We start from the raw sequence: 22,989 nt of genomic DNA, 5'->3' as shown, positions 1-22,989 counted from the left end.
ATCAAGATACAAAGCTCGTAAAGAACAAAGCAAAATTAGGAAGTTGGAGAAGTTTGTTTACAAACAAGCCAACTTATCTATTTTGCACAGTTCTTAGAGCGTGTTCAGTTCAGCTCTTGAACTAAATAAGTATCTGAACCCCGTGAAAACTGGCCGTTCTGGCCTGACAATCTAACAGGAGAAAATAAACATGTCACGTATTGGTAATAAAGTTATCGTGTTGCCTGCTGGTGTAGAAATCACTAACAATGACAACGTTGTAACTGTAAAAGGACCTAAAGGAGAACTTACTCGTGAGTTCTCAAAAGATATTGAAATCCGTGTGGAAGGTACTGAAGTAACTCTTCACCGTCCAAACGATTCAAAAGAAATGAAAACTATCCACGGAACTACTCGTGCCCTTTTGAACAACATGGTTGTTGGTGTATCAGAAGGATTCAAGAAAGAACTTGAAATGCGCGGGGTTGGTTACCGTGCACAACTTCAAGGATCTAAACTTGTTTTGGCTGTTGGTAAATCTCATCCAGACGAAGTTGAAGCTCCAGAAGGAATTACTTTTGAACTTCCAAACCCAACAACAATCGTTGTTAGCGGAATTTCAAAAGAAGTAGTTGGTCAAACAGCTGCTTACGTACGTAGCCTTCGTTCACCAGAACCATATAAAGGTAAAGGTATCCGTTACGTTGGTGAATTCGTTCGCCGTAAAGAAGGTAAAACAGGTAAATAATGTTGAGTGGTTGAGTCTCAACCACCAACCTATTTTCCAACTTTGTGCATAGCACACGATTTAAAACTAAAGAGGTGAAAACTGTGATTTCAAAACCAGATAAAAACAAACTCCGCCAAAAACGCCACCGTCGCGTTCGCGGAAAACTCTCTGGAACTGCTGATCGCCCACGTTTGAACGTATTCCGTTCTAATACAGGCATCTACGCTCAAGTGATTGATGACGTAGCGGGTGTAACGCTCGCAAGTGCTTCAACTCTTGACAAAGAAGTTTCAAAAGGAACTAAAACTGAACAAGCCGTTGCTGTCGGTAAACTCGTTGCAGAACGTGCAAACGCTAAAGGTATTTCAGAAGTGGTGTTCGACCGCGGTGGATATCTATATCACGGACGTGTGAAAGCTTTGGCTGATGCAGCTCGTGAAAACGGATTGAAATTCTAATAGGAGGACACTAGAAAATGGCATTTAAAGACAATGCAGTTGAATTAGAAGAACGCGTAGTTGCTGTCAACCGTGTTACAAAAGTTGTTAAAGGTGGACGTCGTCTTCGTTTCGCAGCTCTTGTTGTTGTTGGTGACCACAACGGTCGCGTAGGATTTGGTACTGGTAAAGCTCAAGAAGTTCCAGAAGCAATCCGTAAAGCAGTAGATGATGCTAAGAAAAACTTGATCGAAGTTCCTATGGTTGGAACAACAATCCCACACGAAGTTCTTTCAGAATTCGGTGGAGCTAAAGTATTGTTGAAACCTGCTGTAGAAGGTTCTGGAGTTGCCGCTGGTGGTGCAGTTCGTGCCGTTGTGGAATTGGCAGGTGTGGCAGATATTACATCTAAATCACTTGGTTCTAACACTCCAATCAACATTGTTCGTGCAACTGTTGAAGGTTTGAAACAATTGAAACGCGCTGAAGAAGTTGCTGCCCTTCGTGGTATTTCAGTTTCTGATTTGGCATAAGAAAGGGGATAAAATGGCTCAAATTAAAATTACTTTGACTAAGTCTCCAATCGGACGCATTCCATCACAACGTAAAACTGTTGTAGCACTTGGACTTGGCAAATTGAACAGCTCTGTTATTAAAGAAGATAACGCTGCTATCCGTGGTATGATCACAGCAGTATCTCACTTGGTAACAGTTGAAGAAGTAAACTAATGAATTTTTAGGGGATGTGCACTATACCATCCCCTAAAACTAGATATAGTCATCTATGATGACGTCGTATAGGCGAGTTGATGGGGGAGACAACCTTTTCTCCCTTATCGGCGCTAGCATTTTACAAAAGAGGAGAAAATAAAAATGAAACTTCATGAATTGAAACCTGCAGAAGGTTCTCGTAAAGTACGTAACCGCGTTGGTCGTGGTACTTCATCAGGTAACGGTAAAACATCTGGTCGTGGTCAAAAAGGTCAAAAAGCTCGTAGCGGTGGCGGAGTTCGCCTTGGTTTTGAAGGTGGACAAACTCCATTGTTCCGTCGTCTTCCAAAACGTGGATTCACTAACATCAACGCTAAAGAATACGCAATTGTGAACCTTGACCAATTGAACGTCTTTGAAGATGGTGCTGAAGTTACTCCAGTTGTTCTTATCGAAGCAGGAATTGTTAAAGCTGAAAAATCTGGTATTAAAATTCTTGGTAACGGTGAGTTGACTAAGAAATTGACTGTGAAAGCAGCTAAATTCTCTAAATCAGCTGAAGAAGCTATCACTGCTAAAGGTGGTTCAGTAGAAGTCATCTAAGAGAGGTGACCTATGTTTTTTAAATTATTAAGAGAAGCTCTTAAAGTCAAGCAGGTTCGATCAAAAATTTTATTTACAATTTTTATCGTTTTGGTCTTTCGTATCGGAACTAGTATTACAGTTCCTGGTGTGAATGCCAATAGCTTGAATGCTTTAAGTGGATTATCCTTCTTAAACATGTTGAGCTTGGTCTCAGGGAATGCCATGAAAAACTTCTCAGTTTTTGCTCTTGGTGTTAGTCCCTACATTACGGCCTCTATCGTTGTCCAACTCTTGCAAATGGATATTTTACCCAAGTTTGTAGAGTGGGGTAAACAGGGGGAAGTAGGTCGAAGAAAATTAAATCAAGCTACTCGTTATATTGCTCTTGTTCTAGCCTTTGTGCAATCTATCGGGATTACAGCTGGTTTTAATACTTTGGCTGGAGCTCAATTGTTGAAAACAGCTCTTACTCCACAAGTCTTTATCATGATTGGTATCATCTTAACAGCTGGTAGCATGATTGTGACTTGGTTGGGAGAGCAAATTACAGATAAGGGATACGGAAATGGTGTTTCTATGATTATCTTTGCCGGGATTGTTGCCTCAATTCCAGAGATGATTCAGGGCATCTATGTGGACTACTTTGTGAACGTCCCAAGTAGCCGTATCAACTCATCTATCATTTTCGTAATCATTTTGATTATTACTGTATTGTTGATCATTTATTTTACAACCTATGTTCAACAAGCAGAATACAAAATTCCAATCCAATATACTAAGGTTGCACAAGGTGCTCCATCTAGCTCTTACCTTCCTTTGAAGGTAAACCCTGCTGGAGTTATCCCTGTTATCTTTGCAAGTTCGATTACTGCAGCGCCTGCGGCTATTCTTCAGTTTTTGAGCGCTACAGGTCATGATTGGGCTTGGGTAAGAACAGCACAAGAAATGCTGGCAACAACTTCACCAACTGGTATTGCCATGTATGCTTTGTTGATTATTCTTTTTACATTCTTCTATACGTTTGTACAGATTAATCCTGAAAAAGCGGCAGAGAACCTACAAAAGAGCGGTGCCTATATCCACGGAGTTCGTCCTGGTAAAGGTACAGAAGAATATATGTCTAAACTTCTTCGTCGTCTTGCAACTGTTGGTTCTCTCTTCCTTGGTGTGATTTCTATTTTACCGATTGTAGCAAAAGATGTTTTCGGACTTTCAGAAGCAGTTGCTTTTGGAGGAACTAGTCTTTTGATCATTATCTCTACAGGTATTGAAGGAATCAAACAATTGGAAGGTTACCTGTTGAAACGTAAGTATGTTGGTTTCATGGACAGAACAGAATAAAAGTATTTACTGAGTCAGTAAATGCTGAGGGAGTGGAGGTTTAACTCTAACATTAGTGAGAGTTTGGTCTCCCCTCTTCTATTTTGTTTTTAAATAGGGGTGAAAAGACTTTTTGCTTCTATTTAAAAATAAAATAAGGAGATCAAATCATGAATCTTTTGATTATGGGCTTACCCGGTGCAGGTAAGGGAACTCAAGCAGCAAAAATCGTAGAACAATTCCATGTTGCACATATCTCAACTGGTGATATGTTCCGCGCTGCAATGGCAAATCAAACTGAAATGGGTGTTCTTGCTAAGTCATACATTGACAAGGGTGAATTGGTTCCTGATGAAGTTACAAATGGAATCGTAAAAGAACGTCTTTCACAAGATGATATTAAAGAAACAGGATTCTTGTTGGATGGTTACCCACGTACAATTGAACAAGCTCATGCCTTGGACAAAACATTGGCTGAACTTGGAATTGAACTAGAAGGTGTTATCAATATTGAAGTGAACCCTGACAGCCTCTTGGAACGTTTGAGTGGCCGTATCATCCACCGAGTAACTGGAGAAACTTTCCACAAGGTCTTTAACCCACCAGTTGACTATAAAGAAGAAGATTACTACCAACGTGAAGATGATAAGCCTGAGACAGTCAAACGTCGTTTGGATGTGAATATTGCTCAAGGGGAACCAATCATTGCTCACTACCGTGCCAAAGGTTTGGTTCATGACATCGAAGGTAATCAAGATATCAATGATGTCTTCTCAGATATTGAAAAAGTATTGACAAATTTGAAATAAAGCGTTTTTCACACTTGCAAAAATCCGCTACAAATGTTATACTGAGATAGTCTGACTTATAATTGTTGTCTCTGTGTCTAGAGGCATCGAATCGAAATTTATGGAGGTGCTTTTGCGTGGCAAAAGACGATGTGATTGAAGTTGAAGGCAAAGTAGTTGATACAATGCCGAATGCAATGTTTACGGTTGAACTTGAAAATGGACATCAGATTTTAGCAACAGTTTCTGGTAAAATTCGTAAAAACTATATTCGTATTTTAGCGGGAGATCGTGTTACTGTCGAAATGAGTCCATATGACTTGACACGTGGACGTATCACTTACCGCTTTAAATAATCGAAAAACTTGGAGGGATAAGAAATGAAAGTAAGACCATCGGTCAAACCAATTTGCGAATACTGTAAAGTTATTCGTCGTAATGGTCGTGTTATGGTAATTTGCCCAGCAAATCCAAAACACAAACAACGTCAAGGATAAGATAGAAAGGAGAAAACATGGCTCGTATTGCTGGAGTTGATATTCCAAATGACAAACGCGTAGTGATCTCATTGACTTATGTTTATGGTATCGGACTTGCAACATCTAAGAAAATTTTGGCTGCTGCTGGAATCTCAGAAGATGTTCGTGTACGTGATCTTACATCAGATCAAGAAGATGCTATCCGTCGTGAAGTGGATGCAATCAAAGTTGAAGGTGACCTTCGTCGTGAAGTAAACTTGAACATCAAACGTTTGATGGAAATCGGTTCATACCGTGGTATCCGTCACCGTCGTGGACTTCCTGTCCGTGGACAAAACACTAAAAACAACGCTCGCACTCGTAAAGGTAAAGCTGTTGCGATTGCTGGTAAGAAAAAATAATATAGGAGGTAAAAGTCTTGGCTAAACCAACACGTAAACGTCGTGTGAAAAAGAATATCGAATCTGGTATTGCTCATATTCACGCTACATTTAATAACACTATTGTTATGATTACTGATGTGCATGGTAATGCAATTGCTTGGTCATCAGCTGGTGCTCTTGGTTTCAAAGGTTCTCGTAAATCTACACCATTCGCTGCTCAAATGGCTTCTGAAGCTGCTGCTAAATCTGCACAAGAACACGGTCTTAAATCAGTTGAAGTTACTGTAAAAGGTCCAGGTTCTGGTCGTGAGTCAGCTATTCGTGCGCTTGCTGCCGCTGGTCTTGAAGTAACAGCAATTCGTGATGTGACTCCAGTGCCACACAATGGTGCTCGTCCTCCAAAACGTCGCCGTGTATAATCATCGCATTACACTGCTTTTCGTTTAAGAGGGAGTAACTAAATGATCGAGTTTGAAAAACCAAATATAACAAAAATTGATGAAAATAAAGATTATGGCAAGTTTGTAATTGAACCACTTGAACGTGGCTACGGTACAACTCTTGGTAACTCTCTTCGTCGTGTACTTCTAGCTTCTCTACCAGGAGCAGCTGTGACATCTATCAATATTGATGGTGTGTTACATGAGTTTGACACAGTTCCAGGTGTTCGTGAAGACGTGATGCAAATCATTCTGAACATTAAAGGAATTGCAGTGAAATCGTACGTTGAAGACGAAAAAATCATCGAACTAGATGTTGAAGGCCCTGCTGAAGTAACAGCTGGTGACATTTTGACAGATAGCGATATTGAAATTGTAAATCCAGATCATTATCTCTTTACAATCGGTGAAGGTTCTTCTCTAAAAGCGACTATGACTGTTAACAGTGGTCGTGGATATGTACCTGCTGATGAAAATAAAAAAGATAATGCACCAGTTGGAACACTTGCTGTAGATTCTATTTATACACCAGTTACAAAAGTCAACTATCAAGTGGAACCTGCTCGTGTAGGTAGCAATGATGGATTTGACAAACTAACCCTTGAAATCTTGACAAATGGAACAATTATTCCAGAAGATGCTTTAGGGCTTTCAGCACGTATTTTGACAGAACATCTTGATTTGTTTACAAATCTTACTGAGATTGCTAAGTCAACTGAAGTGATGAAAGAAGCTGATACTGAATCTGACGACCGTATTTTGGATCGTACGATTGAGGAACTGGATTTGTCTGTGCGTTCATACAACTGTTTGAAGCGTGCCGGTATCAATACTGTGCATGATTTGACAGAAAAATCTGAAGCAGAGATGATGAAAGTACGAAATCTTGGACGCAAGAGTTTGGAAGAAGTGAAACTCAAACTCATTGATTTGGGTCTTGGATTAAAAGATAAATAAAGGAGGAATACATGGCTTACCGTAAACTAGGACGCACTAGCTCACAACGTAAAGCAATGCTTCGCGATTTGACAACTGACCTTTTGATCAACGAATCAATCGTGACAACTGAAGCTCGTGCTAAAGAAATCCGTAAAACTGTTGAAAAAATGATTACTCTAGGTAAACGTGGTGATTTGCATGCACGTCGTCAAGCAGCTGCTTTCGTACGTAATGAAATCGCATCTGAAAACTATGATGAAGCAACTGATAAGTACACTTCTACTACAGCACTTCAAAAATTGTTCTCAGAGATCGCACCTCGTTATGCTGAACGTAACGGTGGATACACTCGTATCCTTAAAACTGAACCACGTCGTGGTGATGCAGCGCCAATGGCGATCATCGAATTAGTATAAAATCATCAATTTTGTTGAGTGTTATGATGATGGAGTCTTGTGCTCTTAGTCTAGCTCTGGTCTACCGCTAGGATTTCGGTCCTAGCGGGAACACTCATCATAAGTTGGGATAGTGGACGCTTGTTTACGAAATTGTTTTTTTCCTAAGAACAACTTCGTAAGCAGGCGTTTTTGAGTATTTTAGTTAGAATTATGCTATACTATTTGAAAAGAATCCTGTTTAATGTTCAGGTTTCCTATTAAAAGAAGAATTGGAGTTTGCTTATGAAAGCGATTATAACTGTTGTTGGTAAAGATAAATCTGGAATTGTTGCAGGTGTTTCTGGTAAAATTGCAGAATTGGGTTTGAATATTGATGATATCTCTCAAACTGTTTTGGATGAATTTTTTACGATGATGGCTGTCGTCTCTAGTGATAAAAAGCAAGATTTTACCTATCTTCGTAATGAATTTGAAGCTTTTGGGCAAACTTTGAATGTGAAAATCAATATTCAGAGTGCAGCGATTTTCGAAGCTATGTATAATATCTAGGAGGTTATCATGGATATTAGACAAGTTACTGAAACCATCTCCATGATTGAGGAGCAAAACTTCGATATCAGAACTATTACCATGGGGATTTCCCTTTTGGACTGTATCGATCCGGATATCAAACGTGCTGCGGAGAAAATTTATCAAAAGATTACGACCAAGGCGGCTAATTTAGTGGCTGTTGGTGACGAAATTGCAGCTGAGTTGGGAATTCCAATCGTTAATAAGCGTGTATCGGTGACTCCTATTTCTTTGATAGGGGCAGCGACAGATGCGACGGACTACGTGGTTCTGGCAAAAGCGCTTGATAAGGCTGCGAAAGAGATTGGTGTGGACTTTATTGGTGGTTTTTCTGCCTTGGTACAAAAGGGTTATCAAAAGGGAGATGAGATTCTCATCAATTCTATTCCTCGTGCTTTGGCTGAAACGGATAAGGTTTGCTCGTCAGTTAATATCGGCTCAACCAAGTCTGGTATTAATATGACGGCTGTCGCAGATATGGGACGAGTTATTAAGGAAACGGCAACTCTATCAGATATGGGAGCGGCCAAGTTGGTTGTATTTGCTAATGCTGTTGAGGACAATCCATTTATGGCTGGTGCCTTCCATGGTGTTGGGGAAGCGGATGTTATCATCAATGTCGGAGTTTCTGGTCCTGGTGTGGTGAAACGTGCCTTGGAAAAAGTTCGTGGACAGAGCTTTGATGTAGTAGCCGAAACAGTTAAGAAAACTGCCTTTAAAATCACTCGTATCGGTCAATTGGTTGGTCAAATGGCCAGTGAGAGACTGGGTGTGGAATTTGGTATTGTGGACTTGAGTTTGGCGCCAACTCCTGCGGTTGGAGATTCTGTTGCACGTGTCCTTGAAGAAATGGGGCTAGAAACAGTTGGAACACACGGGACGACGGCTGCCTTGGCTCTCTTGAACGACCAAGTTAAGAAGGGCGGAGTTATGGCCTGCAACCAAGTCGGTGGTTTGTCTGGTGCCTTTATCCCTGTTTCTGAGGATGAGGGGATGATTGCTGCAGTGCAAAATGGCTCTCTTAATTTGGAAAAACTAGAAGCTATGACGGCTATCTGTTCCGTTGGTTTGGATATGATTGCCATTCCGGAGGATACACCTGCTGAAACCATTGCGGCTATGATTGCGGATGAGGCTGCAATTGGTGTCATTAATATGAAAACAACAGCTGTTCGTATCATTCCTAAAGGAAAAGAAGGAGACATGATTGAGTTTGGTGGTCTATTAGGTACTGCACCCGTTATGAAGGTCAATGGGGCTTCGTCTGTCGATTTCATCTCTCGCGGTGGACAAATCCCAGCACCAATCCATAGTTTTAAAAATTAAGAAAATAGGAGAAAATGATGAAAAAAGAAATGAAACATGCTTTAGTAGCTTTGGGACTGTCGACTTTACTAGTTCCAACTTTTGTCAATCAAGTAGTTTATGCGCAAGAAGAAAGCCATGAAACTGTAACTCAGGTAACTTTAGAATTTTTTAAAAATGAAGTAGAGCAAGCTAAGAAATCTTATAAAGAGTTTTTAAGTAAGAATAAAGAAAAACTATTAAATGAAGCGGATCAAGTAGACTGGAGCATCCTTTCTTTTTCTCAGGATGATATAAAAACAATTAAGAATAATGCTATAGAAAGACTTAATAAAGAATACCAATCTTTTTTAGAAGAGATAGAAGGAGTGGAAAAAGAAGCATTAGAGACTTCAAAGGATTTTCAAGGTGCTGTAAATAGATTGCATGATTCTATGAGTTACCGTATTAACACAAATTTTGATTCTAGTTATAGAATTAAAAGAGAGGCTCTAGAGCTAATTATATTAAAGAAAAAGGAAAAACTAATTCCTAAAATAAAGGAAAACCAATATTATACAGCAAGAGAAAAAGAAAATGTGTTAAGAAGTATCGAATCTCCAATTGATTTTAAACAATATTATCCTGAGAGTGATAGAGATGGAAGTATGACAGTCAATCAATATTTAAAAACCTTGATTCATGTTGCATCAAATGATTTTCATATCTATATCGTACTTCCTAGAGAGAAAAATATTAGAGAAATTAAAGCAGTTGCTTTTATGGAGAAAACAGCTATTAGTAGTGATGACTCTCTTTCTAAATCTGAGAAGATCGCTTTATTGAATAATGTTGAGGACATATTAGAAGAGGGACTAGCAAAAATTGGGACACACTCTGGGGGATATATTCCTGACAATGGAACCGATATTGTTAATATGCTATCCCCTGAAGAGTTATCTGTCTTTACTAAGCGTATCGAAGATGTTTACCAAGGCAAAGTTAAGCCTAAGGTTACGAAAGAGGAAGCTATTCAAGCAGTTTCTAATGGAACTTCATCTCAAGCTACCGTTACTGCTAATGGAGAGACTAAGAAGGATTATCAAGCAAGTAAGTGGTTTAAAGAGTCTGGCAAATGGTACTATAATGACCTTTCTGGTAATCTTGTAAGAAACCGTTGGGTAGGGCGTTATTATCTAAAAGCAGATGCTTCAATGGCTGCTAGTGAATGGATTTATGATGAAGATTATAAGAGCTGGTTTTATGTAGATTCAACTGGTAGTTATGTGGAGAAAGCTTGGCAGGGCGAATACTACCTAAAACGTGGCGGTTACATGGCTAAGAGCGAGTGGGTATTTGATTCTCAGTATGATAGCTGGTATTATCTGAACCAAGACGGCAAGTACGCTCGTAACCAATGGATTAAGGATGGAGATAAGTGGTATTACTTGTTAGCTGATGGGAAATTGGCAAAAAATATGACAATTAACGGCTATAAAGTAAACGAAAAAGGTGAATGGGTATAATTTTTTAAGTTCTATTTAAGGTTGGATGTGTATACTATAATCATTAAATAAAGACCTCCTAATATTATTTGAAACAGATAACTCTGATTTAGTTTGAATTTGATTTTCATCTAATATCTTTATTTAATAGAACTCCTAAACTTTTTCATAATAATCTCCTGCAAAAGTCGCCTGTATGGGTGGCTTTTGTTTTATCATCCATGATATAATAGAGACAAACGGAGGACGGAAAATGGTAAAAGTACGATTGTATTTGGTACGTCACGGCAAGACCATGTTTAACACGATTGGTCGCGCGCAAGGTTGGAGCGATACTCCTTTAACAGCTGAAGGTGAACGAGGGATTCAAGAATTAGGAATCGGTTTGCGAGAATCTGGTCTACAGTTTGATCGCGCTTATTCCAGTGATTCAGGGCGCACCATTCAGACAATGGGAATTATCCTTGAAGAACTTGGCTTGCAGGGGAAAATCCCTTATCGCATGGACAAGCGTATCAGAGAATGGTGTTTCGGTAGTTTTGATGGAGCCTACGATGGCGATCTTTTCATGGGCATTATTCCTCGTATCTTTAATGTGGACCATGTTCATCAATTGTCTTATGCTGAACTGGCTGAGGGTTTGGTAGAGGTCGATACAGCTGGTTGGGCTGAAGGCTGGGAAAAACTCAGTGGCCGCATCAAAGAAGGTTTTGAAGCGATTGCCAAAGAAATGGAAGAACAAGGCGGCGGCAACGCCCTTGTTGTCAGCCACGGAATGACCATTGGAACCATTGTTTATCTGATTAATGGCATGCATCCGCATGGTCTAGATAATGGCAGCGTGACGATCCTTGAATATGAGGATGGCCAGTTTAGCGTTGAGGTTGTTGGTGACCGTAGTTACCGAGAACTAGGACGGGAGAAGATGGAGGATGCCTCTATTTAATCAGTTTAGACTTGCTTGCTATGAAATAGGGATTTGATAGGAATATCAAGATAAGAAAAAACAGCCGAGGTTAATCCTTTCGGCTGTTTTTGATGGGGAAAACTAAAGTGTAATGCTATTGCTTTTAGAGATTTTCATAAACAAGAGCAAGGAACCTACTGTTAGAACAGTCAGGATAGTTGACAAGGCTGCGGCTACACCGTAATTTCCTCTGAGAACTTCTGTATAAATGGCTACAGTCATTGTTCTTGTTTTGACATTGTAGAGGAGGATAGAAGTAGAGAGTTCTGAAATCATTGTGACCCAAGATAGGATGGCTCCAGAAATAATACCAGATAGCATCATTGGAGTTGTAATCTTGGCAAAGGTATTGAGACGGCTACTTCCTAAGCTTTCAGCAGCTTCTTCAATACTTGGTGCTATTTGTTGCAAGCTAGCAACAGATGAGCGAATAGTATAAGGTAATCTTCTGACAGATAGGGACATGATCAAGATGAAAGCAGTTCCTGTAATCATAAGAAATCCACTTCCAAATAGACCAGTATTGAAAGAAGAAATGAAGGCAATCCCTAGAACGGTTCCTGGTACAATATAAGGGACCATACTGAGGCTGTCAATCAAGTTTGTAAACAAATTCCGTTTTCTAACGGCTAGGTAGGAGATAAATGTTGCGAATAGGACAACTAGGACTAAGGCAATCAAAGGGATACGAATGGTATTGAAAATAGCAGACCCCATACGATTGAAAGCTACCTTGTAACTGTTTAGAGAATAGCCTTTGACAAATACCATACCTGATGTTTTTAGGAAAGAAGTATAAATCAAGTAGACTTGAGGTAGAACAGAGAACAAGATAATTCCGTAGACTGTTGCATAAATGGCAGCCATTTTTCCTTTTGTGGTTTTTTTAGGCTCAATTGGATGGAGCGAATTCATACTGAAACTGTAGCGGTTTGAGATGTATTTTTGGATAAGGAAAATCGCCAAGGCAATGATAATCGCCATAATTGCTAAAGCAGATGCAAAAGCAGAATTTCCTCCAACCTCGCTAATAAATTGGGTATAAATCAGGACAGGGAAAGTCCGGTATCCTTCACCAATCAACATAGGCGTTCCAAAGTCTGAGAATGCTCTCATAAATACAAGTAGGGCAGCTGCTAGTAAGGTTGGAACTAGGAGAGGCAAAACAACCGTTACGATACGTTTAAATCCGAAGGATCCCATGCTTTCAGCGGCTTCAAGTAGAGAATTGTCAATACTTTTCATTGTCCCAGCAACGTATAGAAATACCAGTGGGAATAGTTGCAGTGTAAAGACAAGTACAATTCCTTTGAATCCATAAATATCGATAGCTGGAAGATGAAGGGTATTTGTCAGAAATTTAGTGATGACCCCATTTCGCCCCAGCAAGAGAATCCAGGAGTAGGCTCCCACGAAAGGAGCTGACATGGAAGCAATGATAATCAATATTTGTAGAAATTTCTTTCCTTTGAAATCATACATAGAGAAGAGATAAGCTAATAAGGTTCCTACGACTAAGGAAGTGACAGTAGCGGTAATGGAAACCTTGAAACTGTTGACAAGTGTCTCAGAGTAGTAGGCTTTACTAAAGAAAGTGACAAAATTAGCTAGTGAGAGTTGTCCTTCATGTATGAGTGCTTGCTTGAGCACGGTAACGATAGGATAAACGAGAAAGACAAGATAGGTAAGAAAGATGAAGAAAGAGGAGGCTGTCCAAATATTTAGTTTTTTACGTTCCATGGTTGACTCCTTTTATCAGGTTTTGGGAACCATCTGCAGAAAAGACGTTTAATTTTTGAGTATTGATTCGTAGACGAATACGATCGCCTTTTTGTAGATCTTCTTCAAAAGTTGATTCTTCGCTAACTTGAATTTTTGAGGCAAAGCCTGTCTCGATGAAATATTCCGTATTCAGTCCAAGATAGACGCTATCGCTAATAATTCCTTCAATATCTCCAGATTCATCTTTGATAAACTCTTCAGGACGAATACTTACATGAATAGCTTGTGCTTCAGCCTGATCAAGAGCTGGCATTCGAAGAGCATAGCCATCTGAAAAAACGATATAAGCGCCGTCGCTCCGTTTTTCAAGATTAGCAGGGATAATATTTGTGCGTCCGATAAAGGTTGCTACAAACTCATTAGCTGGTTTATGATAGAGTTCTTTTGGCCGACCGATTTGTTGAATGACCCCATCTTTCATAACAGCAATTTGATCTGAAATAGCCATAGCTTCTTCTTGGTCGTGGGTCACATAAACGGTTGTAATTCCTACTTCGTGTTGGATTTCTCGAATAGCTTGACGCATATCCAAGCGAAGTTTGGCATCTAGGTTACTAAGTGGCTCGTCCATGAGGAGAACACTTGGATTAACAGCTAAGGCACGTGCCAAGGCGACACGTTGTTGTTGTCCACCACTGAGTTTATCGGGCTTTCGATCCGCATATTGAGCAATTTGCATGAGTTCAAGATACTTGTTGGTCTGTTGAATCAATTCTTCTTTTGGAACCTTCTTTTGCTTAAGACCAAAAGCAACATTATCTCGAACAGTCAAATGTGGGAAAATAGCGTAGTTTTGAAAAACCATCCCGATATTGCGTTTGCTGGGTTCCATATTATTGATTTTTGTATCATCGAAGTAAAATTCTCCGCCTTCGATACTGTTGAAACCTGCAATCATACGAAGAAGGGTCGTTTTCCCACATCCTGAAGGTCCAAGAAGGGTAAAGAGACTTCCTTTTGGAATTGTAATGTTCAAATTCTCAATAACAGGGACATCGTGGTAGATTTTTTTGGCGTTAATAATTTTGATCTCACTCATAGTGAACCTCTTTTACTGTTTAGATTGGATATCTGTAAAGACTTCGTTGTATTTCTTAACGATATCTGATTTATTCTTGATGACATAATCATAATCTTCAGTGAGTGTTTTGATTTTGTCAATTGGTTTCATGTTTTCGCTTGTTTTAGCATTTTTACGAACAGGACGGTTAGTAGTGGTTGTGCCAAGTGTATCTTGTACTTCTTGAGAGATAATAAAATCGATAAATTTCTTGGCATTTTCCATATTTTTAGCTTTTTTAACGATAGCAGCACTAGCAGGTAGGAAGACGGTTCCTTCTTTTGGATAGACTACCTTGATATTAGCTCCGTCATTTAAGAGTTTAACTGCTGGATCTTCATAAGAGAGACCAACAGCCATTTCTCCGTCAGCGACTGCTTTATAGACACCAGATGAGCTTGAACCGATTTTACCATCAATAAGTGTGAAGAGATCTTTTACATAGCCCCAAGCTTTATCATCTTTGTAGCCACCTTGTGCTTGTAGCATATTAGTTAATTGAGCAAAGGCACTAGAAGAGTTTGCTGGGTCAGCAGTTGCGATTTTTCCTTTTAGTTCAGGTTTGAGAAGGTCGCTATATCCTTCGATGTTCATGCCTTTCGTTAAATCAGGATTGACGATTAAAACACTACCATCTAGTGTATAAGGAGTAGAGTAGCCAGTTGTGTTTTGATATTCTTTGATAACATTATCATTTTCTTTTGAAGTATAGTTTTCAAAGAGTTCTCCGTGGGTAGCATATTGTGTATAAGAACCACCAAAGATGACATCAGCTACAGGAGCTTCTTTTTCTGACTCTAGTTTTTTGAAAAGTTCTCCAGTACCAGCTTGAATCAGTTCTACTTTGATACCATATTTTTCTTCAAAGGCAGGAATAGTTGCTCCGATTAAGCCCTCTGAGTTTGGTGAATAAACGACTAGCGAACCGCCGTCTCCTTTATCAGATGAACCGCCATCGGCAGATTCATTAGAAGAACAAGCAGCAAGACCAAAAAGAGCTAGTCCGCAAGCAGCATAATACATCCATTTCTTTTTCATGATGGATACCTCCGTTGTGTTATTTAAGTTTATTTTAAAACAATGTAAGCGTTTTTAAAACCGATAATTCTATTCTATTAGAGTAAAATTCTCTACAAAACGGAAGTAATTTTTTTGATTTTATAGCAGGGTTTGACAGTTAATCATTGGAAAGTCAAATTTTATTTTTTAGATTGGATATCTGTAAAAATGTCATTGTACTTTTTAAGAATGGCGGATTTGTTTTTAATGACATAATCGGAATCTTCAGTGGCAATATTGATTTCTGTCATAGCCTTCATATTTTTATTGGTTTTAGCATTTTTACGAATGGGTCTGATTGTTGTTTCAGTTCCTAGCTTATCTTGGATTTCTTGAGAAAGGAGGAAATCGATAAATTTCTTAGCGTTTTCCATGTGTTTGGCATTTTTGACGATAGCTGCGTTACCAGGTAAAAAGACGGTTCCTTCTTTTGGATAAATGACTTTTACATCAACCCCATCATTTAAGAGTTTTAAAGCAGGATCTTCATAGGTGAGTCCAACAGCCATTTCCCCATCGGCGACAGCTTTGTAAACATTTGAAGAACTAGATGCAATCTTTCCATCTACTAGGGTAAATAGATTTTTTACATAGGTCCAAGCTTGTTCATTTTCGTATCCACCTTGGTCTACAAGCATGTTTGTTAATTGAGCAAAGGCACTAGAAGCATTACTTGGATCAGCAGTAGCAATTTTTCCTTTTAATTTAGGATTGAGTAGATCATTGTAGCCTTCAATTTTAATATCTTTTGTAAGGGATGAATTGGCAATGATAACACTGACATCCAGTGTGTAAGGTGTGTAGAATCCTGTTTTATTTTGATATTCAGGGATTATCTGGTCGTTTTCTTGGGAAATATAAGGTTCAAAAAGATTTTCGTTAGAAGAGAAGAGGGCGTAGGAGCCTCCGAAAATGACATCAGCTACAGGGGATTCTTTTTCGGCCTCAGCTTTTTTGAACAATTCACCAGTGCTGGCTTGTACTAAATCAACCTTAATACCATATTTTTCTTCGAAGGCTGGGATTGTTTCTTCGATAAGGTCTTCAGGGTTAGGTGAGTAGACAACCAAAGTGTTATCTGAATCTTTTTCAGTGCTAGTTTCCGCTTCTATAGGTGAAGAACATCCTGATAAAGAAAGGAATATCCAGCCACAAGAGAGAAAGAATAGTATTTTTTTCATAAGTATCTCCTTTTTTACGAACATTTTCTCTACCTAGATTGTTAATGTCTTTAAATTGTAGAGTTCTACAGGATATAATAAAAACCTTAAAGAAATCTAAAACGGGAAATAGGAAATGGGTATCTCGAGCAAGGATGGGTGAATTGTAGATGAGATTTTGATGGTAATACTCTTCAAAACACGTCACTTTATCTGTGATCTCAAAGCTATGATTTGAGTAGTTAGCACTTTGATTTTTATTGGGTAAAAGTACAAAATAAAAAGATTGCTAGAGTTGAGCAATCCTTTTACATCAATGATTTTTATCCATAAGTTTTAATTCTTTTGGAGAAATATGGAGATATTTTTTAAAAACTTTGGCAAAATATTTATAGTCTGAAAATCCAACTTGTTCAGAGATATCGCTTAAGGGAGAATTAGGGGACTCAGCCATTTTATCTATAGCTTGCTTGAGGCGGTAGCGTAAGATATATTCATTTAGCGTCATTGGGAAGTCTTCTTTGATAACCTTATATAGATAACTTTCACTATATCCTAGATTCTCTGCAATGGTAGAAATGGTAAAGTGCATACAGTAGTGTTGATGAACAAATTCAAGAATTTGCTGAATGATTTGGTTTTGTGTATCAATTTGTTGGATAGAGGTGAGTAAAGTTTGATATTCTTCTAAAAAAGGAGTTTCTTGACGAGTGCTAACTCGTAATCGCAAAACAATTTTTTGAAGACATTCTGTCAACTCCTTGATATCAATTGGTTTGGATAAGAAATCAACTGCTCCATATTGCATGGCTTTTTTGGCATTTTGAAAATCGTTATAACCTGATAAGATAACTTTTTCATAAGAAAGGGTACGAGTGGCTTCGAACATCATAAAAGCATCCATAATTGGCATTGTGATGTCTGTTAAGACAATATGAGGTTCTTTTTCTTGGATGAGTTTCATTCCCTCTTGACCGTGACTGGCAGTTCCTACGACTTGGATACCTAAGGCAGAGTAGTCTACGGCAATTTCTAGCCATTTTCGGATGAGGTGTTCATCCTCTACGATAATGAGCTTAAACATGAGTTAGTCCTTTCGTTATAAATTTGACCCAAGTTTCTCCTTGGCGATTGACTCCTAAATCTAGCTGGACATCAGAAAAGAAATTGCTCAATCGTTTATAGCTGTTAACGATGCCATGCTGGGTATGAGGGCTTTCTAAAGAGTCTAAAATAGCGAGTCGCTCTCGTTTTGTGAGTCCTCCAGCATTATCCTTGACTAAAAAAGTTAGAGAATCTGATTCCAAGGTAATTTGGATATCAATATGAAGATCAATACGGTATTGCATCCCATATTTTATAGCATTTTCTACTAGAGGAAGCAAGAAAAGTTTAGGAATAGGCTGATTATCAACAGTTTCTGGGCAGACAATATCATAGGAAAAGTGCTCGAAACGAATCTTATGAATAATAAGGTAATCCTCTATAATCTTTAAATCTTGGCAAATGGTTGTTTCTTTTTCTAAATCGGTGATACTGTAGCGAAGAATGCGCGTGAGATTTTGAATCAGGTCTTGTGTGAGAGCGGCATCCATTAAAGAAGTGATTTTAATCGTCTCAAGTGTATTGTAGAGAAAATGAGGATTGAACTGAGCTTCCAGCATTTTTCTTTCAAAAATCCACTTTTCTTTTTCTATGGTCAACATTTTTTGATGAAGTTGATCTAATTCGTACAACATATTGTTGATTTTTTCTGCCATAAACTCAAACTCATCACCTGTTTGTAGAGAAAGCCTTTTTTCTGCTTGTTTGGGAATTTCTTGAAGTTGATAAACCAAACTTTCAATAGGAACAGCATTGTGTGTAGCAATCTTATGAGCAATTCGTCTCGCTTGCCAGAAGTAGAGGAAGAATATACATAAGGTGAGGACGGAGGCTAGACCAAGTAAGCTAGGAATGGGAAAGAAGGATTGAAAAGTATAGATTGAAAAAATAGTACCGACTTTTTCTTTTTGAACAATAAGCGGTTCATTCGCATACCAGTGGGTGCGAGAGTGTAGGAGTTTTTCATCCAATTTTTCAAGAGTGGAACGAGTAAACTGATTTGTATTGTTGGAAAACATATTTCCAAAGCTATCGGTAATGATGTATTTGGAATTGATCATTGGGAAACTTGAAATGAAATCATTCTCATTTACGAAAGCAATAGTATAGGCCTTAACTCGTTGGTTTTGAAGTAGTGGTTTGATAAAGAGTGTGTAATGTTGCTTATCTGAAGAGAGTGCAATTTTTTCTGTAACTTTATCCTGAGAAGGATTTTGAATGAGTAGTTTTAGATAGTAGGGTGATAAAATACTTTCTTGATGATTTCGATTGGTACTAAATAGTAATTCACCTGTATCGCTTAGAATAATGAGGTCAGAACTAAGCTTTAATTTAGCTTTTGTCTCATAAAATAAGCTAAAGACTTCTCTCTCTGTGTGTTTGCCGTCCAAAAATCCAAGAATCATTTTATGGTTCATAGTAGTCAGGAGCTCATTATTTGCTTCTTTCATTTCTTGAACCTGTTTGACAATCTGTCTCGTGTCTTTGGAGAGTTGTTGCTTTTGTAAAAAATAGGAAAAACCAAAAAGTAAAATGAGTAGTAAGAGTGAGGTCACAAAGGCTGCGATAGAGCTTCTATGGAGAATTTCTTTTTGGAGAGATTTTTTAAAGGAATGAGACATCCGCTACCTCCTTGGAAGGGTTTTCTGTTATAAGTATAGCAGTTTAAAAATTCTAGAGCAAGGTAAAATAGAAAAGGTTTGGCTAAAATTTTTTAGCTAAACCTTTTGAAATGTTAAGTATGTATTATAGATGCTTGTTGTCTGCAAATAGCTAAAGCATTTCAAGGAAATAAACTAGAAATAACAATTAATATGATGGTTCAGAAATACCTTTTGATAATCAATAAGATCTTCGGGATGAAGTGCGTTGACTCCATCCATTTCATATTTCCGATTTAATAAACGATATTTGTTTTCACCAAATTGATGAAAAGGGAGTAGTTGAACTTGGTCGATATTTAATGAGTTAAATAGAGTAGCGAATTCTTCTGCATCCTCTAAACTATTGTTAAAATCAGGAATAACCGGGATTCTTAAAACGATAGTTTTATGTTGAGAAAAAGCATAATGAATGTTTTTAATAATCATTTGATTAAAAACCCCAGTCACTTTTTTATGTTTTATAGAATTATAATGTTTTAGGTCTGTGTAGATAAAATCCACATATTGGATTAAATCAACAAATTTTTCATGATCAACAAAGGCAGTAGTTTCAATGGCAGTGTGTATGTGATGTTCTTTAGCTGACTTTAAGATGGCTTTAGCAAATTCAAACTGAGCAAATATTTCACCCCCTGATAAAGTTAAACCTCCACCGGATTCTTCGTAAAATTCTTTATCTTTTAATACCTCTGTAATAATTTCTTCTACAGTTTTTTCTTCACCTACTAAAGTGAATTTTTCTCGTTGAGCATCTTTCATTTTTTCAGGTTTCATTCTTTGAGATTCGGGATTAGAACACCATGGACAGCGCAGAGGACATCCTTTTAAAAAAACAGTTGTACGAATACCCGGACCGTCATGAATTGAAAAGTGTTGAATATTAAAAATAATTCCTTTAGATATTTCCATAAGAGTTCCTCCTCTTTATAATTCTATCCTATCACAAAAACGAAAGAAAAACAATTACGAACGAAAGTTTAATTTGTTGTTTTTTGCTTTTTATTTTGGTAGAATAAAACGGAGGTGTAAAATGAAAAGATTGGAACAAATTATTAAATTAGTATCAGAATATGAAAAGATTGATGTTAATACATTATCGGAAAAATTAAATGTATCGAAAGTAACGATTAGAAAAGATTTAGATAAATTAGAGTCAAAAGGCTTATTACACAGAGAGCATGGATATGCTGTGTTAAATAGTGGAGATGACTTAAATGTACGCTTGTCAATTAATTATGAAATTAAGAGAAAAATTGTTCAAGAAGCAGTAAAATTGGTATCAGATAATGAAACAATAATGATAGAATCTGGTTCAACCTGTGCTTTACTTGCTGAGGAAATTTGCAAGCAAAAAAGAAATGTCACTATTGTAACAAATTCATTTTTTATAGCAAATTTTGTAAGAGGTTATGATTCATGTCGTGTTATTGTTCTTGGTGGAGAGTTTCAGAAAGATTCACAGGTTACCGTAGGACCTTTATTAAAAGAAATGATACAGACTTTTCATGTGCGTCAAGCTTTTGTTGGGACAGATGGCTACGATAAAGAGATGGGCTTTACAGGAAAAGATTTAATGCGCAGTGAGGTAGTTCAATATATTTCAGCAGCGTCGGATAAAGTCATTGTGCTAACTGACTCAAGTAAATTTGATAAAAGGGGTACAGTAAGAAGATTTGCTTTAAGTCAAGTCTATGAAGTAATAACAGACGAAAAACTTTCTAAACAAAATATAGCTACATTAGAAAATGCTGGGATAATGGTTAAGGTAGTTTCGTAAGAGGTTAAGTGTATGAATCAAGATAGGAATAAACTGCTCTCTAAAATTGCTTATCTGTATTATATTGAAAACTTAAATCAGTCACAAATAGCAGCAAAATTAGGAATTTATAGAACCTCTATTAGTAGAATGTTAACAGAAGCAAGGAATGCAGGAATTGTTAAAATTGAAATAGAGAATTTTGATACCAATATGTTTAAGTTGGAAAATTATGTAAAAGAAAAATATGGTCTGGAAAGTTTAGAAATTATTCCAAATGAATTTGATGACACTCCAACAATTTTATCTGAAAGAATTTCTCAAGTTGCAGCAGGCGTCCTTAGGAATCTAATTGATGATAATATGAAAATTGGCTTTTCTTGGGGGAAAAGTTTAAGTAATTTAGTAGATCTAATCCACAGCAAAAGTGTCCGAAATGTTCACTTCTATCCTCTAGCAGGTGGTCCTAGTCACATACACGCTAAATACCATGTGAATACACTGATCTATGAAATGTCTAGAAAATTTCATGGAGAGTGTACATTTATGAATGCAACGATTGTGCAAGAGAATAAATTGTTAACAGATGGTATTTTGCAATCAAGATATTTTGAAGATTTGAAAAATAGTTGGAAAGATTTAGATATAGCTGTGGTTGGGATTGGTGATTTTAGTAATAAAGGAAAACATCAATGGTTAGACATGCTTACAGAGGATGACTTTAAAGAATTAACCAAAGTTAAAACTGTAGGAGAAATTTGTTGTCGATTTTTTGATTCAAAAGGTAAAGAAGTCTATGAAAATTTACAGGAAAGAACGATAGCAATCTCTTTAGAAGATTTAAAAAATATTCCTCAAAGTTTAGCTGTTGCTTACGGTGATACGAAAGTATCTGCGATTCTTTCTGTCTTGCGTGCTAATCTAGTAAATCATCTGATTACAGATAAAAATACAATTTTAAAAGTTTTAGAAGAAGATGGTGATTTTTCTTTTCGAAATATTTTATGTGAGTGAAAATGATAGACTGATTCAGTTTATCGTTTTTCTTTTTAGTAGATTGCACATTTGTGCTTATATAAATAAAAATTGTTTATTTGTTGATTTTTGGATTGACAAGTTTCTTATGTAGTTGTATTCTATAGTTACAAAAGAAAATTTTAAAATTTCAAATGAAAAAAGCTTTTTACATAGTGAAATGAGGAGGAATTTATGGAAATGATTGTTCCAGATCAAATTATCATGGGTTTAATTTTATATGCTGGCGATGCGAAACAACATATTTATAAAGCATTAGATTACATAAAAAACGGTACATGTGAACGATGTGAAGAAGAAATACAGTTAGCTGATGCAGCCTTATTAGAAGCCCATAATCTACAAACAAAATTCTTGGCACAAGAAGCGTCTGGTACAAAAACGGAGATTACAGCACTTTTTGTCCATTCGCAAGATCATCTCATGACTAGTATGACGGAGATTAATTTAATCAAAGAAATTATTAGTTTGAGAAAAGAACTTCATAAAAAATAATACTAGAGTATTGTCATTGTTATTAACATAGAGGAGGAAAATATAATGGTGAAGATTGGTTTGTTTTGTGCAGCAGGATTTTCTACTGGTATGCTTGTAAATAATATGAAAATTGCAGCGCAATCTAGTGGAGTTGAAGCAGAAATAGAGGCGTTTTCTCAGTCTAAATTAGCGGATTATGCCCCAAATCTAGATGTTGCACTGTTGGGGCCTCAAGTTGCTTATACATTAGATAAATCAAAAGAAATTTGTGATAAGTGTGATGTTCCGATAGCTGTTATTCCGATGATGGACTATGGTATGTTAGATGGGAAAAAAGTATTAGATTTGGCCCTATCTTTGATTAGTGGGTAAGAAAA

General features: G+C 37.4%; 28 protein-coding genes. 21 read left to right on the top strand and 7 right to left on the bottom strand.

The window, feature by feature from the left end; translation table 11 throughout:
- Positions 1-190 precede the first annotated feature (190 nt).
- From rplF to HT732_RS02150, 17 genes are all read left to right on the top strand, one after another.
- Positions 191-727: a 50S ribosomal protein L6 gene (gene rplF / locus HT732_RS02230; protein ID WP_000086626.1), complete on the top strand. Its 537-nt coding sequence runs from the start codon at positions 191-193 to the stop codon at positions 725-727.
- Between the two features lie 83 nt (positions 728-810).
- Positions 811-1,167, top strand: a complete 357-nt coding sequence (gene rplR, locus HT732_RS02225) for a 50S ribosomal protein L18 (protein WP_000624044.1) — start codon at positions 811-813, stop codon at positions 1,165-1,167.
- Positions 1,168-1,184: 17 nt separating this feature from the next.
- Positions 1,185-1,679, top strand: coding sequence for a 30S ribosomal protein S5 (gene rpsE / locus HT732_RS02220; RefSeq protein WP_000874202.1), 495 nt, complete (start codon positions 1,185-1,187; stop codon positions 1,677-1,679).
- A 13-nt stretch (positions 1,680-1,692) separates the two neighbouring features.
- Entirely contained in the window at positions 1,693-1,875 is a 183-nt protein-coding gene (gene rpmD, locus HT732_RS02215) for a 50S ribosomal protein L30 (RefSeq protein ID WP_000057241.1), read from the top strand.
- Between the two features lie 144 nt (positions 1,876-2,019).
- Entirely contained in the window at positions 2,020-2,460 is a 441-nt protein-coding gene (gene rplO, locus HT732_RS02210; RefSeq protein WP_000766087.1) for a 50S ribosomal protein L15, read from the top strand.
- Between the two features lie 12 nt (positions 2,461-2,472).
- On the top strand, positions 2,473-3,783 hold the full coding sequence (secY, locus tag HT732_RS02205) for a preprotein translocase subunit SecY (protein ID WP_000465403.1): 1,311 nt from the start codon (positions 2,473-2,475) through the stop codon (positions 3,781-3,783).
- Positions 3,784-3,932: 149 nt separating this feature from the next.
- A complete protein-coding gene (locus HT732_RS02200; protein ID WP_001050436.1) occupies positions 3,933-4,571 on the top strand; it encodes an adenylate kinase in 639 nt (212 codons plus the stop codon).
- Between the two features lie 116 nt (positions 4,572-4,687).
- A complete protein-coding gene (gene infA / locus HT732_RS02195; RefSeq protein ID WP_001029883.1) occupies positions 4,688-4,906 on the top strand; it encodes a translation initiation factor IF-1 in 219 nt (72 codons plus the stop codon).
- A gap of 24 nt (positions 4,907-4,930) precedes the next feature.
- Positions 4,931-5,047: a 50S ribosomal protein L36 gene (rpmJ, locus tag HT732_RS02190; protein ID WP_001808836.1), complete on the top strand. Its 117-nt coding sequence runs from the start codon at positions 4,931-4,933 to the stop codon at positions 5,045-5,047.
- A 17-nt stretch (positions 5,048-5,064) separates the two neighbouring features.
- Entirely contained in the window at positions 5,065-5,430 is a 366-nt protein-coding gene (gene rpsM / locus HT732_RS02185; RefSeq protein ID WP_000090781.1) for a 30S ribosomal protein S13, read from the top strand.
- Positions 5,431-5,447: 17 nt separating this feature from the next.
- Complete coding sequence (rpsK, locus tag HT732_RS02180) at positions 5,448-5,831, top strand: 30S ribosomal protein S11 (RefSeq protein WP_001118385.1); 384 nt, start codon at positions 5,448-5,450, stop codon at positions 5,829-5,831.
- A gap of 42 nt (positions 5,832-5,873) precedes the next feature.
- The gene (locus HT732_RS02175) at positions 5,874-6,809 is read left to right on the top strand and encodes a DNA-directed RNA polymerase subunit alpha (protein ID WP_000568988.1); all 936 of its coding nucleotides are present in this window, start codon (positions 5,874-5,876) and stop codon (positions 6,807-6,809) included.
- Between the two features lie 11 nt (positions 6,810-6,820).
- Complete coding sequence (gene rplQ, locus HT732_RS02170) at positions 6,821-7,207, top strand: 50S ribosomal protein L17 (RefSeq protein ID WP_000331493.1); 387 nt, start codon at positions 6,821-6,823, stop codon at positions 7,205-7,207.
- 264 nt (positions 7,208-7,471) lie between these two features.
- The gene (locus HT732_RS02165; protein WP_173253811.1) at positions 7,472-7,738 is read left to right on the top strand and encodes an ACT domain-containing protein; all 267 of its coding nucleotides are present in this window, start codon (positions 7,472-7,474) and stop codon (positions 7,736-7,738) included.
- A gap of 9 nt (positions 7,739-7,747) precedes the next feature.
- Complete coding sequence (locus HT732_RS02160) at positions 7,748-9,085, top strand: PFL family protein (RefSeq protein ID WP_173253810.1); 1,338 nt, start codon at positions 7,748-7,750, stop codon at positions 9,083-9,085.
- A 17-nt stretch (positions 9,086-9,102) separates the two neighbouring features.
- Positions 9,103-10,569: an N-acetylmuramoyl-L-alanine amidase family protein gene (locus HT732_RS02155; protein WP_173253809.1), complete on the top strand. Its 1,467-nt coding sequence runs from the start codon at positions 9,103-9,105 to the stop codon at positions 10,567-10,569.
- Between the two features lie 232 nt (positions 10,570-10,801).
- The gene (locus HT732_RS02150) at positions 10,802-11,494 is read left to right on the top strand and encodes a histidine phosphatase family protein (RefSeq protein WP_173253808.1); all 693 of its coding nucleotides are present in this window, start codon (positions 10,802-10,804) and stop codon (positions 11,492-11,494) included.
- 102 nt (positions 11,495-11,596) lie between these two features.
- Here HT732_RS02150 and HT732_RS02145 read toward each other — a convergent pair whose 3' ends face one another.
- From HT732_RS02145 to HT732_RS02115, 7 genes are all read right to left on the bottom strand, one after another.
- Complete coding sequence (locus HT732_RS02145) at positions 11,597-13,255, bottom strand: iron ABC transporter permease (protein WP_173253807.1); 1,659 nt, start codon at positions 13,253-13,255, stop codon at positions 11,597-11,599.
- The gene (locus HT732_RS02140; protein ID WP_050244596.1) at positions 13,245-14,336 is read right to left on the bottom strand and encodes an ABC transporter ATP-binding protein; all 1,092 of its coding nucleotides are present in this window, start codon (positions 14,334-14,336) and stop codon (positions 13,245-13,247) included. Before HT732_RS02140 ends, HT732_RS02145 begins: the two co-directional genes overlap by 11 nt.
- Before the next feature lie 12 nt (positions 14,337-14,348).
- Entirely contained in the window at positions 14,349-15,395 is a 1,047-nt protein-coding gene (locus HT732_RS02135; protein ID WP_033680805.1) for an ABC transporter substrate-binding protein, read from the bottom strand.
- Positions 15,396-15,556: 161 nt separating this feature from the next.
- On the bottom strand, positions 15,557-16,597 hold the full coding sequence (locus tag HT732_RS02130) for an ABC transporter substrate-binding protein (RefSeq protein ID WP_173253806.1): 1,041 nt from the start codon (positions 16,595-16,597) through the stop codon (positions 15,557-15,559).
- A gap of 292 nt (positions 16,598-16,889) precedes the next feature.
- A complete protein-coding gene (locus tag HT732_RS02125; RefSeq protein WP_173253805.1) occupies positions 16,890-17,660 on the bottom strand; it encodes a response regulator in 771 nt (256 codons plus the stop codon).
- Positions 17,653-19,302, bottom strand: a complete 1,650-nt coding sequence (locus HT732_RS02120) for a histidine kinase (RefSeq protein WP_173253804.1) — start codon at positions 19,300-19,302, stop codon at positions 17,653-17,655. The genes HT732_RS02125 and HT732_RS02120 overlap by 8 nt, the downstream gene beginning before the upstream one ends.
- Positions 19,303-19,476: 174 nt before the next feature.
- On the bottom strand, positions 19,477-20,253 hold the full coding sequence (locus HT732_RS02115; RefSeq protein WP_000406173.1) for a glycyl-radical enzyme activating protein: 777 nt from the start codon (positions 20,251-20,253) through the stop codon (positions 19,477-19,479).
- Between the two features lie 121 nt (positions 20,254-20,374).
- Here HT732_RS02115 and HT732_RS02110 point away from each other — a divergent pair, with 121 nt between their 5' ends.
- The 4 genes from HT732_RS02110 to HT732_RS02095 all read left to right on the top strand — a co-directional run bounded on the left by HT732_RS02110 (position 20,375) and on the right by HT732_RS02095 (position 22,984).
- Positions 20,375-21,121, top strand: a complete 747-nt coding sequence (locus tag HT732_RS02110; protein WP_000824973.1) for a DeoR/GlpR family DNA-binding transcription regulator — start codon at positions 20,375-20,377, stop codon at positions 21,119-21,121.
- A 12-nt stretch (positions 21,122-21,133) separates the two neighbouring features.
- Positions 21,134-22,114 (top strand): sugar-binding transcriptional regulator, encoded by a 981-nt coding sequence (locus HT732_RS02105; RefSeq protein ID WP_173253803.1) that lies wholly within the window; start codon positions 21,134-21,136, stop codon positions 22,112-22,114.
- Between the two features lie 195 nt (positions 22,115-22,309).
- Positions 22,310-22,630 (top strand): PTS lactose/cellobiose transporter subunit IIA, encoded by a 321-nt coding sequence (locus tag HT732_RS02100; protein ID WP_000425250.1) that lies wholly within the window; start codon positions 22,310-22,312, stop codon positions 22,628-22,630.
- Positions 22,631-22,675: 45 nt separating this feature from the next.
- A complete protein-coding gene (locus HT732_RS02095) occupies positions 22,676-22,984 on the top strand; it encodes a PTS sugar transporter subunit IIB (protein WP_000238723.1) in 309 nt (102 codons plus the stop codon).
- The last annotated feature ends 5 nt before the right edge of the window (positions 22,985-22,989 follow it).

Source organism: Streptococcus sp. 5346 (assembly GCF_013277455.1).
Taxonomy (GTDB): Bacteria; Bacillota; Bacilli; order Lactobacillales; family Streptococcaceae; genus Streptococcus.
Note: the sequence above shows the minus strand (reverse complement) of the source record. Positions and strands in the feature narration are given on the sequence as shown.

What these genes read in the sequence shown, in the direction of transcription:
- rplF (WP_000086626.1), top strand. Translation starts at nt 191, where the DNA reads ATGTCACGTATTGGTAATAAAGTTATCGTGTTGCCTGCTGGTGTAGAA.
- rpsE (WP_000874202.1), top strand. Translation starts at nt 1,185, where the DNA reads ATGGCATTTAAAGACAATGCAGTTGAATTAGAAGAACGCGTAGTTGCT.
- rpmD (WP_000057241.1), top strand. Translation starts at nt 1,693, where the DNA reads ATGGCTCAAATTAAAATTACTTTGACTAAGTCTCCAATCGGACGCATT.
- rplO (WP_000766087.1), top strand. Translation starts at nt 2,020, where the DNA reads ATGAAACTTCATGAATTGAAACCTGCAGAAGGTTCTCGTAAAGTACGT.
- secY (WP_000465403.1), top strand. Translation starts at nt 2,473, where the DNA reads ATGTTTTTTAAATTATTAAGAGAAGCTCTTAAAGTCAAGCAGGTTCGA.
- HT732_RS02200 (WP_001050436.1), top strand. Translation starts at nt 3,933, where the DNA reads ATGAATCTTTTGATTATGGGCTTACCCGGTGCAGGTAAGGGAACTCAA.
- rpmJ (WP_001808836.1), top strand. Translation starts at nt 4,931, where the DNA reads ATGAAAGTAAGACCATCGGTCAAACCAATTTGCGAATACTGTAAAGTT.
- rpsM (WP_000090781.1), top strand. Translation starts at nt 5,065, where the DNA reads ATGGCTCGTATTGCTGGAGTTGATATTCCAAATGACAAACGCGTAGTG.
- HT732_RS02175 (WP_000568988.1), top strand. Translation starts at nt 5,874, where the DNA reads ATGATCGAGTTTGAAAAACCAAATATAACAAAAATTGATGAAAATAAA.
- rplQ (WP_000331493.1), top strand. Translation starts at nt 6,821, where the DNA reads ATGGCTTACCGTAAACTAGGACGCACTAGCTCACAACGTAAAGCAATG.
- HT732_RS02165 (WP_173253811.1), top strand. Translation starts at nt 7,472, where the DNA reads ATGAAAGCGATTATAACTGTTGTTGGTAAAGATAAATCTGGAATTGTT.
- HT732_RS02160 (WP_173253810.1), top strand. Translation starts at nt 7,748, where the DNA reads ATGGATATTAGACAAGTTACTGAAACCATCTCCATGATTGAGGAGCAA.
- HT732_RS02155 (WP_173253809.1), top strand. Translation starts at nt 9,103, where the DNA reads ATGAAAAAAGAAATGAAACATGCTTTAGTAGCTTTGGGACTGTCGACT.
- HT732_RS02150 (WP_173253808.1), top strand. Translation starts at nt 10,802, where the DNA reads ATGGTAAAAGTACGATTGTATTTGGTACGTCACGGCAAGACCATGTTT.
- HT732_RS02145 (WP_173253807.1), bottom strand. Translation starts at nt 13,255, where the DNA reads ATGGAACGTAAAAAACTAAATATTTGGACAGCCTCCTCTTTCTTCATC.
- HT732_RS02140 (WP_050244596.1), bottom strand. Translation starts at nt 14,336, where the DNA reads ATGAGTGAGATCAAAATTATTAACGCCAAAAAAATCTACCACGATGTC.
- HT732_RS02135 (WP_033680805.1), bottom strand. Translation starts at nt 15,395, where the DNA reads ATGAAAAAGAAATGGATGTATTATGCTGCTTGCGGACTAGCTCTTTTT.
- HT732_RS02130 (WP_173253806.1), bottom strand. Translation starts at nt 16,597, where the DNA reads ATGAAAAAAATACTATTCTTTCTCTCTTGTGGCTGGATATTCCTTTCT.
- HT732_RS02125 (WP_173253805.1), bottom strand. Translation starts at nt 17,660, where the DNA reads ATGTTTAAGCTCATTATCGTAGAGGATGAACACCTCATCCGAAAATGG.
- HT732_RS02120 (WP_173253804.1), bottom strand. Translation starts at nt 19,302, where the DNA reads ATGTCTCATTCCTTTAAAAAATCTCTCCAAAAAGAAATTCTCCATAGA.
- HT732_RS02115 (WP_000406173.1), bottom strand. Translation starts at nt 20,253, where the DNA reads ATGGAAATATCTAAAGGAATTATTTTTAATATTCAACACTTTTCAATT.
- HT732_RS02110 (WP_000824973.1), top strand. Translation starts at nt 20,375, where the DNA reads ATGAAAAGATTGGAACAAATTATTAAATTAGTATCAGAATATGAAAAG.
- HT732_RS02105 (WP_173253803.1), top strand. Translation starts at nt 21,134, where the DNA reads ATGAATCAAGATAGGAATAAACTGCTCTCTAAAATTGCTTATCTGTAT.
- HT732_RS02100 (WP_000425250.1), top strand. Translation starts at nt 22,310, where the DNA reads ATGGAAATGATTGTTCCAGATCAAATTATCATGGGTTTAATTTTATAT.
- HT732_RS02095 (WP_000238723.1), top strand. Translation starts at nt 22,676, where the DNA reads ATGGTGAAGATTGGTTTGTTTTGTGCAGCAGGATTTTCTACTGGTATG.